Origin of the sequence: Dactylosporangium sucinum, assembly GCF_014647515.1 — a bacterium.
GTDB classification, from domain to species: domain Bacteria; phylum Actinomycetota; class Actinomycetes; order Mycobacteriales; family Micromonosporaceae; genus Dactylosporangium; species Dactylosporangium sucinum.
The window spans coordinates 1-16,359 of sequence record NZ_BMPI01000037.1 but is presented as its reverse complement, the minus strand read 5'-3'; the positions used below and the strand labels follow the sequence as shown (position 1 = coordinate 16,359).

The 16,359-nt window shown below is 75.3% G+C and carries 15 protein-coding genes; 6 read left to right on the top strand and 9 right to left on the bottom strand.

Translation table 11 applies throughout. From position 1 onward, the window contains the following. The coding region (locus IEZ31_RS32560; protein WP_229836033.1) for a CotH kinase family protein at window positions 1-1,151 on the top strand (1,151 nt) is incomplete at its 5' end. A 59-nt stretch (window positions 1,152-1,210) separates the two neighbouring features. Next, on the top strand, window positions 1,211-1,648 hold the full coding sequence (locus IEZ31_RS32555) for an MmcQ/YjbR family DNA-binding protein (RefSeq protein ID WP_190253874.1): 438 nt from the start codon (window positions 1,211-1,213) through the stop codon (window positions 1,646-1,648). Here the strand turns inward: IEZ31_RS32555 and IEZ31_RS32550 are convergent. The 3 genes from IEZ31_RS32550 to IEZ31_RS32540 are packed head-to-tail and all read right to left on the bottom strand — an operon-like array spanning window position 1,618 to window position 6,283. Continuing rightward, window positions 1,618-1,986 (bottom strand): aldo/keto reductase, encoded by a 369-nt coding sequence (locus IEZ31_RS32550; RefSeq protein ID WP_268241705.1) that lies wholly within the window; start codon window positions 1,984-1,986, stop codon window positions 1,618-1,620. The genes IEZ31_RS32555 and IEZ31_RS32550 overlap by 31 nt on opposite strands. Further along, window positions 1,983-2,879: a tetratricopeptide repeat protein gene (locus tag IEZ31_RS32545; RefSeq protein ID WP_190253873.1), complete on the bottom strand. Its 897-nt coding sequence runs from the start codon at window positions 2,877-2,879 to the stop codon at window positions 1,983-1,985. The genes IEZ31_RS32550 and IEZ31_RS32545 overlap by 4 nt, the downstream gene beginning before the upstream one ends. Next, window positions 2,876-6,283 carry a WD40 repeat domain-containing serine/threonine protein kinase gene (locus tag IEZ31_RS32540; protein WP_190253872.1) on the bottom strand — a complete coding sequence of 1,136 codons (3,408 nt, stop codon included), beginning with the start codon at window positions 6,281-6,283 and terminating at the stop codon, window positions 2,876-2,878. The genes IEZ31_RS32545 and IEZ31_RS32540 overlap by 4 nt, the downstream gene beginning before the upstream one ends. A 139-nt stretch (window positions 6,284-6,422) precedes the next feature. Here IEZ31_RS32540 and nhaA point away from each other — a divergent pair, with 139 nt between their 5' ends. Then, window positions 6,423-7,676 (top strand): Na+/H+ antiporter NhaA, encoded by a 1,254-nt coding sequence (gene nhaA / locus IEZ31_RS32535; RefSeq protein WP_373294730.1) that lies wholly within the window; start codon window positions 6,423-6,425, stop codon window positions 7,674-7,676. Between the two features lie 4 nt (window positions 7,677-7,680). On the opposite strand, the gene IEZ31_RS32530 is transcribed toward nhaA, so the two are convergent. The 5 genes from IEZ31_RS32530 to IEZ31_RS32510 are packed head-to-tail and all read right to left on the bottom strand — an operon-like array spanning window position 7,681 to window position 12,974. Continuing rightward, window positions 7,681-8,805: a saccharopine dehydrogenase family protein gene (locus IEZ31_RS32530; RefSeq protein ID WP_190253870.1), complete on the bottom strand. Its 1,125-nt coding sequence runs from the start codon at window positions 8,803-8,805 to the stop codon at window positions 7,681-7,683. Next, window positions 8,802-9,395 carry a TetR/AcrR family transcriptional regulator gene (locus IEZ31_RS32525; protein ID WP_229836031.1) on the bottom strand — a complete coding sequence of 198 codons (594 nt, stop codon included), beginning with the start codon at window positions 9,393-9,395 and terminating at the stop codon, window positions 8,802-8,804. Before IEZ31_RS32525 ends, IEZ31_RS32530 begins: the two co-directional genes overlap by 4 nt. A gap of 20 nt (window positions 9,396-9,415) precedes the next feature. Continuing rightward, the gene (locus IEZ31_RS32520) at window positions 9,416-9,769 is read right to left on the bottom strand and encodes an STAS domain-containing protein (protein ID WP_190253869.1); all 354 of its coding nucleotides are present in this window, start codon (window positions 9,767-9,769) and stop codon (window positions 9,416-9,418) included. Then, a complete protein-coding gene (locus IEZ31_RS32515) occupies window positions 9,766-12,171 on the bottom strand; it encodes a SpoIIE family protein phosphatase (RefSeq protein WP_190253868.1) in 2,406 nt (801 codons plus the stop codon). Before IEZ31_RS32515 ends, IEZ31_RS32520 begins: the two co-directional genes overlap by 4 nt. A 2-nt stretch (window positions 12,172-12,173) precedes the next feature. Further along, a complete protein-coding gene (locus tag IEZ31_RS32510; RefSeq protein ID WP_308429454.1) occupies window positions 12,174-12,974 on the bottom strand; it encodes an alpha/beta fold hydrolase in 801 nt (266 codons plus the stop codon). A gap of 70 nt (window positions 12,975-13,044) precedes the next feature. Here IEZ31_RS32510 and IEZ31_RS32505 point away from each other — a divergent pair, with 70 nt between their 5' ends. Together IEZ31_RS32505 and IEZ31_RS32500 are read left to right on the top strand one after the other, a co-directional pair. Next, window positions 13,045-13,692, top strand: coding sequence for an NAD(P)H-binding protein (locus IEZ31_RS32505; RefSeq protein ID WP_190253867.1), 648 nt, complete (start codon window positions 13,045-13,047; stop codon window positions 13,690-13,692). A gap of 109 nt (window positions 13,693-13,801) precedes the next feature. Continuing rightward, window positions 13,802-14,569, top strand: coding sequence for a hypothetical protein (locus IEZ31_RS32500; RefSeq protein WP_190253866.1), 768 nt, complete (start codon window positions 13,802-13,804; stop codon window positions 14,567-14,569). 112 nt (window positions 14,570-14,681) lie between these two features. On the opposite strand, the gene IEZ31_RS32495 is transcribed toward IEZ31_RS32500, so the two are convergent. Then, window positions 14,682-15,473: a (2Fe-2S)-binding protein gene (locus IEZ31_RS32495; RefSeq protein ID WP_190253865.1), complete on the bottom strand. Its 792-nt coding sequence runs from the start codon at window positions 15,471-15,473 to the stop codon at window positions 14,682-14,684. A gap of 152 nt (window positions 15,474-15,625) precedes the next feature. Here IEZ31_RS32495 and IEZ31_RS32490 point away from each other — a divergent pair, with 152 nt between their 5' ends. Further along, window positions 15,626-16,183: a hypothetical protein gene (locus IEZ31_RS32490; protein WP_190253864.1), complete on the top strand. Its 558-nt coding sequence runs from the start codon at window positions 15,626-15,628 to the stop codon at window positions 16,181-16,183. The last annotated feature ends 176 nt before the right edge of the window (window positions 16,184-16,359 follow it).

Below are 16,359 nucleotides of genomic sequence, written 5' to 3'. Positions count from 1 at the left end.
CCCCCGCCGGTGGCTTCCCCGGCGGCGGATTCCCCGGCGCACCCGGCGACGCCGGACCGGGCGGCGCGCAAGGTGGCGGACCGGGCGGCGGTCCCGGTGGCGGGTTCGGCCGGGCCTCGCTCAAGACCGAGGAGCCCGAGACCCTGCCCTGGCTGATCCGCTTCGACGAGTTCGTCGACGGCCGCCGCTACCAGGGCCACCGCGAGATCGCCGTGCGCGTGGCCGGCATGGGCGGCGGCAGCACCGTGCTCAACGAGGCCGTCTCGCTCGACGTGCTGGCCGCGGCCGGGCAGACCGCCCAGCGGTACGCCTACACCAGCTTCACCGTCAACGACCGGCCGACCACCGCCCGGCTCGTCGTCGAGCACCCCGACGAGCAGTTCGCCGGCACGCTCGGCGGCTCCGGCGTGCTCTACAAGAGCCTGGCCACCAGCCAGTTCACCGACCAGGGCGACGACCCGACCGAGTACGCCGACGACTTCAAGCAGATCACCAAGAAGGGCAGCCAGGACCTCCAGCCCGTCATCGACCTGGTCCGATGGGTCAACACCAGCAGCGACAGCGACTTCGACAAGCATCTCGCCGACCACGTCGACATCCAGGCGTTCGCGCGCTACCTCGCGGTCCAGAACCTGCTGCTGAACTTCGACGACATGGCCGGGCCCGGCCGCAACTACTACCTCTGGTACGACCTGACGACCAGGCGGTTCACCGTCGTCGGCTGGGACTACAACCTCGCGTTCTCCGGCAGCGCCACCCAGGGCCCGCACGACAGCACCTCCATGGGCGGCGGCCGCCTCCCGGGCAACGGTGGCGCACCGCAGGACCTCCAGCCACCGGCCGGCATGCAACTGCCCGACGCCATGCGGGCGCGCGGCGGCTTCGGCGGGATGGGCGGGCACAAGCTCAAGGAACGCTTCCTGGCCAGCGCCGCGTTCAAGCCGGCCTACGAGGACGCCTACCGGGAGCTGTACCGCAAGATCTACGCCGGCGCCGACGCCCTGAACACCCTCGACGCCATCACCAAGGTCCTCTCGACCGTCGACGGCTACGACGCGCAGCAGACCGCCGGCGACGCCGAGCAGCTGCGCAACCTCATCCTGCAACGCACCGACCACCTCGCCACCGACAGCGTCGTCATGAGCGGATAGCGCCTCGTCGCACGGTCGCGGACCGGACAGCACCCGCCGAACCTGGCAGACTCGTCGGCATGGCCGAGGACGTCAGCCGGCCCGCGACCGTGGACGACGTGCACGAGGTGGCGCTCGGGATGCCGCACGTGACGGTGACCCACGGCAGCGGCGGAAACCCGGTGTACCAGGTGGGCGGGAAGTCCTTCGTCTTCTTCCGCAACCCGCGGCCCGACGCGGCCGACCCGGTGACCGGCGAGCGGTATCCGGACGTGATCGTCTTCTGGGTCGAGTCCGAGGCCGACAAGCTCGCCCTGGTGCAGGACGAGGGTTCGCCGTTCTTCACCACCGCGCACTTCGACGGCCACCCGTCGGTGCTGGTGCGGGCCTGCCGGCTCGGCGAGCTGACCCGGGCCGAGGTGGCCGAGGTCGTCCAGGACGCCTGGCTGTCGCGCGCGTCGGAGCGCCGGGCGCGGGCGTGGCTCGCTCAGGCCCGGTTGACCAGCGGCGGGGCGTAGCCGGCCGGCTTGTCGCCGACGGAGAGCCCGGGGCTCACGATCCGGCTCTGGTACCGGGGGGTGAACATCGAGTACGGCGGGTTCACGGCCGGGTCGCTCGCCTCGTCCAGGCGCTGCCGGGCCTCGGGCGGCAGGTCGAAGCCGAGCGCCCCGAGGTTGGTGTCCAGCTGCGCCGGGCTGCTGGCGCCGACGATCACCGCGCCGATGCCGGGCCGGTTCGCCGCCCAGTTCACCGCCACCTGCGCCATCGGGCGGCCCAGGTCGGCGGCCACGGCCGCGAGGGCGTCGATGACCCGCCACTGCTGGTCACCGGGCGCCCGCTCCCGGGCGGTCGTCAGCGGCGCAGGCCCGCGGCGATCGAGGCCGCGTGGCGGGACTCCTCCAGGCGCCCCAGCTGCTCCAGGGCGAGCGCGCGGTTCTTGTAGTTGTCGTAGTCGTCCGGGCCGTCGTCGATGGCCACGTCCACCGCGTCCAGGGACTCCTGCCAGCGGCCCAGGGTGAGCAGGGCCGCGGCCTTCGCGCCGTACGCGTAGGCGCGCGCGTTCGGCACGTCGTCCGGCGTCTCGCCGGACTCCACCACCCGGATCGCCTCGTCGGCGGCCCGGACCGCCTCCTCCGGGCGGCCGCCGTCGCTCAGCGAGATCGCCTTGTTCACCAGGGCGCTCACGTACCGCGGGTTGACCGCGAGCGCGCGGTCGTACGCCACCACCGCCGCGGCCAGGTCGTTCGCGGAGCGGTGGATGCCGCCGATGTCGAACAGCGCCTGGGCGTAGCCCGGGTCGAGCTGGACGACGCGCTCCAGGGCGCCGATCGCGTCGGCCGGGCGGCCGAGGTTGCGCAGGGCCAGAGCGCGGTGGAAGTGGGCGGCGGCGAACTCCGGGCGCTGCCGCACGACCTCCTCGAACGTGGCCAGGGCTCCGCTCATGTCGCCGTCGACGGCCTGGTCGTAGCCCTTGGCGTCGAGCTGGACGACCGCCGCCTTCGGCTGGGCGAGCACCTTCGTGCGCTGGGCGCCGTCGACGAGCTTGCCGCCGCAGTCGCGGCAGCGCGCGGCCGAGAACAGGCGGCCCTTCGGCACGCACCGGTCGCAGAAGTTCTTGTGGCAGTCCGGGCAGATCTGGAACTGCATCGCGTAGTGCTCCGGGTCGGCCCGGGCGACCGGGTTGCCGCCGGGCACGCTGGACACGGAGATGAGCCGGTTGCAGCCCCATCCGGAACAGGCGAGGATCATGCTTTCCCTTTCCGCTGCAGTCGGACGGCGAGCCAGGAGCGGCCGCCGTGCTCGGGAGCCTCCACCAGCGGTACGGCGGAGGAGAAGTCGCGGTCCCAGTCGAGCTCCCACACGCGGGAGTCGTCGTCGCGGGACGTGGCCAGGGCCGTGCGGGCGTCGGCGCTGAGCCAGACGTCGACGAACGTGCCGGGCGGACCCTGCAGGACCTGCAGGCATCGGCCCGACCGCAGGTCCCAGGCGCGGACGGTACCGTCCACCGAGCCCGACAGCGCGAACCACCCGTCCGCCGTCGGCGCGACCGACGTGACCTTCGCCGTGTGCCCGGTGAGCACCTGCCGGCACTCGCCCGAGCCGGCGTCCCAGACCCGCACGGTGCCGTCGTCGGCGGCGGACAGCACGACGTCCCCGGCGGCGGCGACCGCGACGATCCCGCCGCTGTGGCCGGTCATCAGCCCCAGCTCGCCGCTGGACAGGTCGATGCGCCACAGCGAGCTGCCCTGCAGGCTCGGCGCGAAGCCGGCCCGGCCGTCGGGGGTGACCGCCACCGACCGCGGTCCGGTCGACCGGCCGGGCATCGCCAGCCGGCACTGGCCGGTCGCGGTGTCGAGGACGCACACGTCGCCGCCGGTGCGCTTGGCCAGGGCGATCCGGCCGGGGCCGGGCAGCGCCACCGCGTACACGTATCCGGGATGGGGCTGCAGCACCTTCACCTGCCGGCCGCGGACGATGTCCCACAGCCGCAGCGTGCCGTCGGCGCCGGCGGTGACCGCGTGCCGCCCGTCGGCGCCGACCGCGACCGACGACACCTTCGCGCGGTGGCCCTTGAGGACGTGCCGGCACTCGCCCGTGGCGGCGTCGAGCACCCGCACGAGCTGGTCGTCGCAGGAGGTGACCATGGTCCGGGCATCGGGCGTGAACTCCAGCCCGGTGACCGCGTCGCCGTGGCCGCCGATCGTGTACCGCGGTTCGCCGGTCGCCAGCTCGACGACCGTCGGCGGCAGGCTGTGCCCGGTGCGCAGCACGGCGAGCCGGCCGTCGGGGCTGAGCACCGTCTCGCCGGTCTTCGGCAGCGTCCGGACCGGCCAGGCGCCGAGCAGCCCGGTGCGGGGCGCGGCCTCCGAGGTGGCCGCGAGGGCGGCCCACCGGTCGACGACGCGCCGGTCGCGCTCGTGGCCGGGCACCGCGCGGGCGGCCCGCAGCGCGTCGGCGGCGCCGGCGAGGTCGCGGGCGGCGACGGCGGCGTCGGCCCGGTCCAGCAGCGCGCCGGCCCGGTCGGCGGCGTGGTGCAGCTCTGCGGCGTCGCGGGGTCGCGCGTAGCTCCAGGGCGCCGGCGGTCCGGGGCTGGTGAGGCGCCACAGCCGCGCGGTGCCGTCCCACCCTCCGGAGATCGCGAGGCGGCCCGCGGCGTCGAGCGCGGCGCCCTGCACGGGCTTGTCGTGGCCGCTGAGCGTGCGCAGGCAGCGGCCGGCGGCCAGGTCCCAGACCTCGACGGTGTCCCCGACCGGGTGCAGCAGCCAGCGGCCGGCGGCGTCGAGGGCGGCGAGCTCGGCGACGGCCGGCCACCCCGCCGGGCGGGGCCAGGTGCGCCGGATCGCGCCGGAGACCGGGTCGACGTCCGTCATCTCCCCGGCGGCCACGACGATCGCCGCGCCGGGCGTGAGCAGTGCGGTCGACCGGCTGGGCAGCGGGCCGGAGCGCACCAGCATCCCGCTGGCGGCCTCCCACACGCGCAGCCGGGCCTGGCTCGGCGACCAGGCCACGACGTGCCGGTCGTCGGCGCTGAAGGTGGCCGTGCCGCGCTCGTACTGCCGCGACCCCTCCTGCTGCAGGCGGTGCACGAGCCGGCCGTCGGCGGTCGACCAGAGGTACACGCCGCCGCCCATGGTGGTCGACACGAGCAGCCCGCCGTCGGCGGTGAGCGCGACCGAACGCGGCTCGCTCGGGTGCTCCAGCCGGTGCCGGGGCGTGCCGGCGGCGAGGCCCCAGACCAGGACCAGGCGGTCGTCGCCGGCCGAGGCGAGCAGGCGCGCGTCGCCGCTGAACGCGAGCGCGTTGGACCGCCGCGGGTGCCCGGGCAGGAACACCGAGCGCTCGCCGTCGATGTCCCACACGCGGACCGCGCCGCCCTCGCTGCCCGGCGGCGGCGGGGAGCTGTGCTCGGCGCCGCCGGTGGCCGCGAACCGGCCGTCGCGGCTGATCGCCACGGCCGACACCGTCTGGTGGCCGCGCAGGGTCGCGCTCGCGCCGGACTCGCCGCGCTCGCGCTCGACCAGCGCGACCGACTCCGCGGCGCCGGCCTCCGCCAGCTCGGCGAGCAGCTTCGTGTCGGCGATCCGGCCGGCACGCCAGCGGTACAGGCCGCGGTTGTGCACGGTGTGGACGTGGTGCGGGTCGGCCCGCAGCGCCTGCTCCCACAGCTCCTCGGCCGCCGCCGCGTGGCCGAGGTCGAGCATGGACAGGGCCCGGTTCGACAGCCCGTCGGCGCGCAGGGCGGCCTCGGCGGGCGGCGTGCGCGGGTACCGTTCGCCGGTCGTGTCCGCGTAGACGGCCGCGAGGCGGTCGGCCAGCTCGGCCATCCGCGGGCGGGCCGCCGGGTCGGGCCGGAAGCACTCCCGCAGCAGCGGCACGAGCCCGTCGGGCAGCGGCAGTGCGAGGTCGCGGCCCCCGTCGGCGAGGATCTCCTCGAACGCCTCGCCGGCGACGGCGCCGACCCGCGTGACGAGCCGGCCGGCGAACAGCTCCAGCACGCTGAGGCCCCACGACCAGACGTCGGTCGCGCGGGACAGCCGCACCCGCCCGCCGGACGCCTGCTCGGGTGAGCAGTAGGCCGGGGTCATCCCGCCGTACGTCACCAGGACACTCGCCTCCGGTGGCGCGTCGGCCGGCCGCTCCCCGGCCGCGGCCCGGGCCTTGGCCAGCCCGAAGTCGGTGACCTTGGCGGTGCCGTCGGCGGTGAGCATGACGTTGGCCGGCTTGACGTCCTGGTGGACGAGGTCGTGCGCGTGGGCGTGGGCGAGCCCCCAGGCGCCCTGCACGGCGACGTCGAGGGCGCGGCGCTGCCCGTCGGCCCGGGTCCCGGAGTAGAGGCTGCCGTCGCGCACGAGCCCGGACAGGCTGCCGCCGTCGACCCACTCGGCGAAGACGGCCGGGACGTCGCCGACGCGGCGCACGTAGGCGCAGTTGACGATGTGCGGGTGGACGCCGAGCGCGACCCACGACTCGGCCTCGGCCTGGAACAGCTCCCGGCCGTCGGCGGTGTCGACCAAGCCGGGGCGGGGGGTCTTCACGGCGAGGTCGACGCCCCAGCCGTGGTGGCGCACCCGGTACACCAGGCCCATGCCACCGCTGCGGATGACGTCGAGCACCTCGTAGAGATCGAGGATGGTCTCACCGGTCCGCCACATGCGGCCCGATGCTACCAATGATCATCACCCGGGAGGGACCGGGCCGTTCGCCGGGTGGCGGCCGCGCCGTGCGGGAGCCGCCACATCGGGTAGGGTTCGGGGCGGTGTGCCGGGAAGGCTGGTCGGCGGTCATGTTGCCGTGCCCAGCCGGAGGTCGCCGTTGTCCCGTCCGTTCGAGCGTGGCACGTGGGCCGAGGTCCGGCGGATCGCGGACGTGCTGCGCACCGAGACCATCGGCGGCCTGCTCCTGCTGGTGGCCGCGGCGGCCGCGCTGGGGTGGGCCAACTCGCCGTGGGCCGGCGCCTACCACGCGTTGTCCGAGGTGCGCCTCGGGCCGTCCGCGTTGCATCTGGACCTGACGCTCTCCGAGTGGGCCGCCGACGGCCTGCTCGCCGTGTTCTTCTTCGTCGCCGGGCTGGAGCTCAAGCGCGAGTTCGTCGCCGGTGACCTGCGCGACCCGCGGCGGGCGCTGCTGCCGGTGGCCGCCGCGGTCGGCGGCATGGTGGTGCCCGCCCTGGTGTACACCGCGATCAACGTCACCGTCCCGGACGGCGCGCCCGCCGGCTGGGCGGTGCCGATCGCCACCGACATCGCGTTCGCCCTCGCCGTCCTCGGTGTGATCAACACGCACCTGCCGGCCTCCCTGCGCACGTTCCTGCTCACCCTCGCGGTCGTCGACGACCTGCTGGCCATCGTCGTCATCGCGGTCGTCTTCTCCGCCTCGCTGGCCTGGCTGCCGCTGGTGCTCGCGCTGCTGCCGCTGGCCGGGTTCGCCTGGCTGGCCCAGCGCGGGCGGACGTCACCCTGGCTGCTGGTGCCGCTCGCCGTCGCGACCTGGGCGCTCGTCCACGCCTCCGGCATCCACGCCACGGTGGCCGGCGTCCTGCTGGCGTTCACGGTGCCCACCGCCACCTCCGGGCGGTTCGAGCACCGGCTCCGCCCGCTGTCGGCCGGGGTGGCCGTGCCGGTGTTCGCGTTCTTCGCCGCGGGCGTCACCGTCACCGGCTCGTCCCTCGGCCTCGCCGGCCCGATCACGGTCGGCGTGGCGGCCGGCCTGGTGCTGGGCAAGACAGTCGGCGTGGCCGGCACGACCTGGCTCGTGGTCCGGCTGACCCGGGCCCGGCTGGCCGAGGGCCTGGCCTGGCTGGACGTGATCGGCCTCGCCCTGCTCGGGGGCGTCGGCTTCACGGTCTCGCTGCTGGTCTCCGAGCTGGCCTTCGGCGCCGGCTCGCCCGGCGACTCCGCGGCGAAGGTCGGCATCCTGGGCGGCTCGCTGGTCGCCGCGCTGCTGGCCGCGGTGGTGCTGCGGGCCCGCAACCGCCACTATCGCCGCCTCACCGAGGAGGAAGAGACGGACGCGGACGGCGACGGCGTGCCCGACGCCTACCAGTGACGCCTCACCGCGCCGGCCCGGCGGGCCGCCAAGCGGTCGGGTAGGCCTCGTCGCGCCACAGGTCGATGCCGCGGGCGGCCAGCGCCGCCCAGGCCCGCGACGGCGGCAGCCAGGCGTCGAGCGGCGCCGCACCCGGTGCCGACAGCCGGCCGGCCAGGATCTCCTCGACCGCGATGCCGGCCGGCAGCGACGGCATCCGGCCGCCGTCGCGGGCCGCGGTCATCCCGAGCGCGCGGCGCACCGGGTGGCCGGCGCGGCGGCCGGCCACCTCGACCAGGAAGCCGCCCGCCTCGTCGCCGAACCGCCCGGCGAGCCACGACATGGCGCGGACCGCCGGCGTGCCGAGCTCCGCGCGCCGCGGCCGGCCGGTGCGCGCCCGGACGGTGGCGGCGGCGGCGAGCAGGCGGTTGAGCCAGGCGTGCTCGGTGCCGGCCTTGAAGCTGATCGTGCCGGCCCCGAACCGCTCGGCGAGCACGGTCAGGTCGGCCATCGCGTACACCTGGTGGACCAGCCGGCGGCCGACCGGCGGCGGGAAGCGTACCCACTCCCCCTCCGACCAGCCGTGCACCCGCACCGGCCGCCCGCCGCGCGGCGCCTCGAACGGCACGCCGACGCCGCGCAGCATCGCCTCGAACATCGCCGGGCCCCGGTGCCGCCGGGTGTCCGGCGCGGCGGCGCACCGGATCTCGTCGACCCGGTCGAGCCCCTCGGCGAGGTCCTGCACGGCGATCACCTGCAGGGCCGGCACGACCGACGCCCCGGTGAGCACCGGAGCGGTCGCGGTCGCCGCCCGCTGCAGCACCGCCGCCCGGAACGGCCCGTCCTCGGCGAGGTCCACGTAGGGCACGCCGGCGTCGATCGCGGCGATCGCCGGGCCGAGGGGCAGCGTCTGATACGGCCCGGCGCAGTGCACGAGCGCCGCCGCGTCCGTCACGATGCGCCGCAGCGCGGCCGCGTCCGCGTGGTCGGCCCGCACCACGCGGACCCGCGGGTCGGCGAACGCCGGCCGGGCCGGCCGCCGCGCGACGACGACCACGTCCGCGCCGGTGTACCGCAGCACGTCGGCGACCAGGTACCGGCCGTAGAAGCCGGTGCCGCCCACCACGACGACGGTCTTCGGCTGGCTCATCCGGCGCTCCGCGGGGTGAGCAGCGCGCCGACCAGGGCACGCAGCGGGCCGACGAGGTCCGCCGGGCCGGCCGCGGCGAGCGGTTCCAGGCCCGAGGAACGGAACAGCACCACACCCATCGAGGCGGCCAGGAGCAGCTCGGCACGCAGCACGGCGTCGTCGTCGCCCTGGTCGCCGCCGGCCGCGGCGACCAGGCGCTCGGCGTAGGAGCGCAGCACCCGGCGGCGGATGGCGTCGGCGCGCTCGTCGCCGGAGGAGCGCAGCAGCAGCATGAGCACCTCGCTCGGGCGCCCGTCGGGGCCGGCGTCGGCGACCCGGGCCGCGATCGCCTCCGGGAGCTCCGCGAAGGTGATCTCGCCGGTCGTGCGGCGCAGCTCCGCGACCGCGTCGGCCAGGCAGGCCGCGAACAGGCCCTCCTTCGACTCGAAGTACCGGCTGATGAGGGCCACGTTGACCCCGGCGTCGTCGGCGACCTCACGCACCGTCGTGGCGGCGTAGCCCGTGCCCGCGAACCGGCGGCGGGCCGCGCGCAGCAGCAACAGCCGGGTGGCGGCCGCGTCCCGGCGGCGGGGCTCGGCGGTGGGGGTCACGACTGCCAGGGTAGGACCGCTCAGCCCGTCATCTCGTCCAGGGCCTCGTCCACGTTCTCGGCGAGCAGGTCGGGCAGCATGCCGACGAGGTCCAGGGTGAACCGCACCATGCCGTCCGGCGGGGCGGCGATGCGCACCGGCGCGCCGCGGTTGGTGAAGGCGGTGACGAGCCGGTCGAGGCAGCGCAGGCCGGCGCTGTCGAGGAACGTCGTCGGGGTCAGGTCGACGACGACGCCGGTGGCCGCGCGGACGCTCAGGAGCACGTCGCGCTCGACGAGCCCGGCGCTCGCGTTATCGATCTCGCCGAGCAGCTGGACGACCTCGCAGCCGCGGTCGCTGTACACCCGAACCTGCCGTTGCGGAACGCCCGTCACGACATCCCCCCGATCCGCCTGCGCATGAGGACCGTCGTGCCGCTCGTGCCGCGGTCGATCACCAGCTCGTCCATCATGCGGCCGATGAGCACCATTCCGTGGCCCCGCTCGGCGGTGGTGCGCGGCGGGCGCCACCGGCCGGTGTCGGCGACCCGGACGGTCACCGCGCCGGCGTACACGGAGGCCGTGACGGCCACGTGCCGGCCGGCGTCGTGGTCGTAGGCGTGGGCGATGGCGTTGGCGACGGCCTCGGACGCGGCGAGGACGATGCGGAACCGCTCGTACTCCTCGACGCCCTGCCCGGCGAGCCACCGGTCGAGCTCGCCGCGCATGCCGGACAGCTCGGGCATCCTCGCGGGCACGTCGGCGCGGAAGCGCGCGGCGTCGTGGAACTCCACGGCGAGCAGGCACATGTCGTCGTGGCCGCCCTCCGACGGTACCAACGCGTCGCCCACCTGCTGGGTGAGCGTGTCCAGCGGCGCGTCGCGGTGCTCGCCGGCCAGCGCGGCCAGCCGGTCCAGCCCGTCCTGGATGCGCTCGCCGCGCCGCTCGACCAGCCCGTCGGTGTAGAGCAACAGGCGCGACCCGCGCGCCACGGTGAGCGCGGCCTCGCTGCGCAGGCGCCGGCCGGCGGTGGTGCCGATCGGCCCGGAGCGCGCGTCCCACAGGAAGCCGGGCTCCGCACCCGGCTGCAGCAGCAGCGGCGGCGGATGTCCCGCGCAGGAGTACCGCAGCTGCCCGCTGTCCAGCGCCAGCTCGGCGTAGGCGAGCGTGGTCATCTGGCCGCCCTCGAAGGTGGTGACGAACTCGTCCATGTGCCGCAGCACCTCGGCCGGGCCGCCCTGCGTGGACGCGAGCGCCCGCACGGCGCTGCGCAGCTGGCCCATCGCGCTCGCGGCCTGCAGGCCGCGGCCCACGACATCGCCGACGACGATGCCGACACGCTCCGGGGAGATGGCGAAGATGTCGTACCAGTCCCCGCCGACCTCGATGGACCGCACCGCCGGGCGGTAGACGGTCGCCACCCGGAACCGCGCGTCGACCGGCCAGTGGTGGATGAGCAGGCTCTGTTGCATGGTGTGGGCGACCTCCCGGTCGCGCTCGGCGAGCCGGGCGTTGTCGAGCGTCATCCCGGCGCGGTCGGCGAGGTCGACGAGGAAGTCCGGCCCGGCCGCGTCGGTGACCGGCGAGGCGGCGAGCAGCAGCGTGCCGAGGACGGCGTTGCGGGCGCGCAGCGGGAGGACGAGGGCGCGGCGGCCGTCCGGCGGCAGCAGCGGCACCGGCGCCACCGGGCCGCCGGTGCGGCCCATCGCCTGGACCGCCATGAGCACGTCCTGCGGGATCGCCCAGGCCGGCGCGCCGCCCCCCGGACCGGCGACCTGCAGGCCGGGCTCGCCCGCCAGGTCGAGGTCCACCTGGGCGTACCGCGCGACGTCCGGCACCAGCAGGTCGACCAGCCGCCGGGCCCGCTCGGCCAGGCCGGCGGTCTCGTCGAGGCGGCGGCTCAGGCCGGCCAGGAACCCGGCCTGCCACGCCCGGCGGACCGCTTCCTCGTGCAGGTAGGCCCGGTCGAGGGCCTGCCCGGCCTGCCGGCCGACGGTGCGCATCAGCTCGATCTCGTCGTCGGCGACCGGCCGGTGCGCGCCGAACGCGAACGAGACCACGCCGAGCACCTGCTGGTCGGTGAGCAGCGGGGCGACGACGCGCAGCGGGAACCGGCGGGACTGCTCCTCGTGCCGCACGACGTCGCCGAGCGCGGCGGCGCGGGCCTCCGGCGCGGCGTCGTCGAGCGGCAGCCGGACCGGTTCGCCGTCGCCGGCCCGGCGCAGCACGGCCTCGCCCGGAATGAGCAGCCACACCCTGGTCTCGGTGGCGCCGAACGCGGCGCTGCCGGCGTGGACGATCGGCGCGACGATCTGGTCGGCCCGTTCGATCGCGGCGCACTCGGCGACCATGTCCTGCAGCACCGCGATCCGGGACTGGTTGCGCTCGGCACGGCGGCGCGCCTCGAGCAGCTCCCGCTCATACGTGCGGCGGTCGGTCGCGTCGAGCACCGTCATGCGCACCACGTGCGCGCCGGTCGCCGGGTCGGTGCGCAGCACCGCGTTGACCAACGCGGGCAGCCGGCTGCCGTCGGCGCGGCGGAACTCGGCGGCGATCTCCCGCACCTCGCCCTGCATGTGCAGCAGCGGGGACAGGTGCGTCTCGTGGTAGATGCGCGTGCCCACGCTGTACAACTCGTGAATCCGCCGGCCGATCAGCTCCTCCCGCCGGTGGCCGGTCCACTCCAGGAACGTGCGGTTGACCCGCACGACGGTGCCGTCCGGCAGCAGCGACAGGTAACCGCAGGGAGCGTTCTCGTACAGCTCCTCGGCGCTCTCCTCCGGCAGGGGCCCGCCCACGGTCAGCCGCGCTCCAGGTAGGCGGTGATGGCCGCGAACGTCTCGTCCGGGGCGCTGAGGTTGGGGCAGTGGCCGGTCGCGGCGAGCACCACGAGCTCGCTGCCGGGCACCTGCTCGTGGACATACGCGCCCACCTCGAACGGCGCGATGACGTCGTCGGTGCACTGCAGCACGAGCGTCGGCACGGTGACCTTCGCCAGGTCGGCGCGGTTGTCGGAGCGGAACGTCACCTCGGCGAACTGCCGGGCGATCGCCGGGTCGGTGCGGCAGAAGCTGTTGGTCAGCTCGGCGCCGAGCTCGGGCCGGTCGGCGTTGCCCATGACGACCGGGGCCATCGCGCTGGACCAGCCGAGGTAGTTGCTGTCGAGCGACTCCAGCAGCTCGTCGATGTCGGTCGCGGTGAACCCGCCGCGGTAGCCGTCGTCGTCGATGTACCGCGGGGACGGCCCGACCAGCACCAGGTGCGAGAAGCGGTCCGGCTCGGCGTTCGCGGCCAGCAGCCCGATCATCGCGCTGACCGAGTGCCCCACGAAGACGACCCCGTGCAGGTTGAGCTCGGCGAGCAGCTGCAGCAGATCGTCGGCATACCCCTGCAGCGACGCGTATCGCTGCGGCGACCAGGCGGACAGGTCGGAGCTGCCGGCCCCGACGTGGTCGAAGAGCACCACGCGGCGCCTGTCCGCGAAGCGCGGCGCGACGAACCGCCACATGCTCTGGTCGCAGCCGAACCCGTGGGAGAACACCATCGTCGGCTCGGCGGAGCTACCGATGATCTTGACGTTGTTACGTGTGACAACGCTCACGAACGGTGACGCTACCCGCGCCCGGGGAACGAAGGAAGGTCCCCGTTCGGCGCGGCGGTACTGTGGCGGGATGCGCATCGCGGTGATCGGCGGGCACGGCAAGGTGGCGCTGCTGCTCGCGCCGCTGCTCGTCGCGGCCGGCGACACGGTGACGGCGATCCACCGCAACCCGGACCACGCCGCCGACGTCGCCGCGACGGGCGCCCGGAGCCTCGTCGCCGACGTGGAGCGGCTGGACGTTTCGCAGCTCGCCGCGCTGCTGGCGGAGCACGACGCGATCGTCTGGTCGGCCGGCGCGGGCGGCGGCAACCCGCCGCGCACCTACGCGGTGGACCGCGACGCGGCGATCCGCTCGATGGACGCGGCGTCGCGGGCGGGCGTCCAGCGGTACGTGATGGTGTCGTACTTCGGCGCCCGCACCGACCACGGCGTGCCGCAGGACAGCGCCTTCTTTCCGTACGCGGAGGCGAAGGCGGCGGCGGACGAGCACCTGCGCCGCTCACCCTTGGCGTGGACGATCCTCGGCCCGAGCCGCCTGACCGACGGCCCGCCGGCGGGCGGCCTGGAGACGGCCGACGCGGGGGCGGTCAACGGCACGGTGACCCGCGCGGACGTGGCGGCGGCGATCGCCGCGACGCTGCGCGACCCGGGCACGGTGGGCCGCACGATCCGCTTCAACAACGGCCCGACCCAGATCCCCGACGCCCTCCGCGCCTGACCGCCACGGCGAGGCACTGCGCGACCTGGACCGCTTCGACACGGCGGAGGCCCGCCGCGCGCTGGACTTGTTCGTGGACGTAGGCGCGTCTGTCGCCTACGGTCTGCGCATGCCTCGGAGCCGGGAGTGGATCGTCGCGCTGGCCGCGCTGGCCGCGGTCCCGGTGGACAAGTTCCTGGTCCAGCCGCTGCTGTTCCGGGTCGAGCCGGTGGCGCTCGGGCTCGCGGCCGGCATGGCGGGGCTCGTCCTCGCCTTCGCCGGCCCGGCCGCCGCCTACTGGTGGTGGACGCGGCCGCTGCGCCGCGCCCGGGTGCCGTTCGCGCTGTCCCCGTCCGGCCGGGCGTTCGTGGCGCCCGAGTCCCCGGTGTTTCGCGGGCTGCTCACCATCATGATCATGACCCATGCGGGCAACCTCATCCCGGTGGAACGGGTGCCGGACACCGACCGCATGCGCCTGTCGACCCTGCCCGGCGCGGTGCCCGTGCTCATCGGCCTGGCCGCCGTGCTGGTCGTGATCGCGCTGCTGGTGCTCGTGCTGCCGGGCCCGTCGGTGACGCTGAGCCCGGACGGCGTCACGCTGCGCACGGGCCTACACCGCCGGCACCTGCCGTGGACCGGCCTGCCGCCCGGCGGCCCGGTCCGGCTGACCCGCTGGGCGCTGACACTGACGCCGACCCGCCGCACGCCCGGCGGACTCCCGCGGCGGGCGACCGTGAACCTGCTCGCCTACGCCATCGACCCGCTCCTGCTCGCCACGGCCGTCCACCACTACACCGTCAACCCCGAGCACCGCGCCGCGATCGGCACCCGCTCCGAGCTGGACCGCCTGGAGTCGGCGTACGCCACCTACCGGACCGCCCAGACCGCGACCGCCTGACGTGGCGGGATGCGCCACCCGGTTGGCGTCGTTCGCTACTGCCGTGGCGAAGGCGCGTTCGTAGCGTTCTACCGCGCGTTCCGCGGCTGGACCGGCACGACGCCGGCCGCCGTCAGGCCGCGGTCGAGCTGAGGTAGTCGCGCAGCAGGCGGTGCCGGGAGCCGTCGTCGCGCAGCGGGCAGGTGCTGCAGCAGCTCTCGTCGCGGACACCGCTCTCCAGGGCGCTGCGGTAGTAGAGGCAGCAGGTGCCGCGGACCTGGAAGAGGTGCCGGCCGCCCGGCCAGGCCACGGGGAACGGGGCACCGCGCGTCAGCGGTACCGGAGCATGCACCGCCAGCGCGTCGACCAGGCGCTGCGCGTGCTCCCAGGCCAGGTCGGCGTCGCGGCCGGCGAGCTGGGCGACGCGGATGGCGGTGCCGGCCGCCTCGTCCGCGGCGGCGCCCCACAGCAGCCGCAGCCCGAACGGGGCGCGGGCGCGGACCGCCTCGAACAGCGGCGTCAGGGTCGCGACGACGCGGGCCGCCCACCAGTCCTCCAGGTCGTCGACGGCGGCCCGCACCGCGACGGCGGCGCCGCGGAAGGCGCGCCGGTCGAGGTGCCCCTCCTCGTGGATGCGCAGCACGATGTTGTCGGCGGCGGGGTCGGGGCAACGGTCGTCGAGCACCAGCGCGGCAACGGTGGACCCGGCGACGGCCTCGGCAAGGATCCCACCGAGGAGGCTGCCGGCGACGTTGCGCCGCCCGTGCCGCCGTTCGAGCAGGTCGAGGAGCGCGTCCGCGTGCCCGCCGTCGACGAACCGATCGAGCGGCACCCACGCCGGCCCGGGCTCGGACAGGACGTCGAAGCCCGCGTAGGGGTCGAGCGCGTTGAGCCGATCGGCGGTCTCGGCCAGCGGGTGAGCCATGGAGTTAGGGTAGCCTAACCTGTCGGGAATGCGACCGGTCGCGCCCCGGATTCCGGCAACCTGCCCCGTGACCTGCGGAAACACTGCTCATGGCCGGGTTGACGACCGCGGCTAGGGTGAGCGCTCCGTGATCATCGAAGGAGCACACGCCCATGAAGCGCCTGGCGCTGTCGATAGCCTTGCTCGGCCTGACCCTGACCGCTTGCAGCGAACCCGCGTCGGACACGCCCACCCCGGCGGCCTCCGCGACCTCGAAGGCCGCCGCGTTCCCGAAGGGCGAGACGGGCGCAAAGGCCCTGATGGAGGCCCTGCGCGCGGCCGACGGCGCCGAGACCGTGAAGACCCTCCAGCCGACCGCCGCCGACTACGCCGCGGTGTTCACGAAGGACCTGGCGTCGAAGGCGGAGTCGTTCTACAAGACGAAGCTGTGGAACGGCGAGAAGGTCGAGCTGGCGGGCTCGGCCGCGCAGACCGACCTCAAGATCTACCAGGCCACGACCGAGGACATCCGCAAGTGGACCCCGGCCGTTGAGCGTGACTTCCCCGGCGGCTACGAGAAGCTCGGCGCGCACCTGCAGCCCGGCCTCACGGTGTACCGCTGGAAGTACACCGAGCCGGGCGAGGACTCGGGCCGCGCCTACGAGGGCCTGGTGTACGTGAACGACCACTGGATCTGGGTCCCGAAGGCCTGGGAGATCCTGGAGCAGTGACGGCTTCCGCCGGGCGCCGGCCCACCCGGGTCCGGCGCCCGGCGGAACCGGGCGACCGGCCCTCGTCACATCGAGCAGCGTCGCACGGGGCGGCTGGACGCGGCGAGGACCGCGTGGGTCAGCTCCATCCAGCGGGTGCCGCAGGCGCAGCGGCGGTACCGCACGGTGCCCTCGGA

Coding starts and splice junctions, on each gene's coding strand:
- IEZ31_RS32555 (WP_190253874.1), top strand. CDS start 1,211: ATGGCCGAGGACGTCAGCCGGCCCGCGACCGTGGACGACGTGCACGAG.
- IEZ31_RS32545 (WP_190253873.1), bottom strand. CDS start 2,879: ATGATCCTCGCCTGTTCCGGATGGGGCTGCAACCGGCTCATCTCCGTG.
- IEZ31_RS32540 (WP_190253872.1), bottom strand. CDS start 6,283: ATGTGGCGGACCGGTGAGACCATCCTCGATCTCTACGAGGTGCTCGAC.
- IEZ31_RS32530 (WP_190253870.1), bottom strand. CDS start 8,805: ATGAGCCAGCCGAAGACCGTCGTCGTGGTGGGCGGCACCGGCTTCTAC.
- IEZ31_RS32505 (WP_190253867.1), top strand. CDS start 13,045: ATGCGCATCGCGGTGATCGGCGGGCACGGCAAGGTGGCGCTGCTGCTC.
- IEZ31_RS32500 (WP_190253866.1), top strand. CDS start 13,802: ATGCCTCGGAGCCGGGAGTGGATCGTCGCGCTGGCCGCGCTGGCCGCG.
- IEZ31_RS32495 (WP_190253865.1), bottom strand. CDS start 15,473: ATGGCTCACCCGCTGGCCGAGACCGCCGATCGGCTCAACGCGCTCGAC.
- IEZ31_RS32490 (WP_190253864.1), top strand. CDS start 15,626: ATGAAGCGCCTGGCGCTGTCGATAGCCTTGCTCGGCCTGACCCTGACC.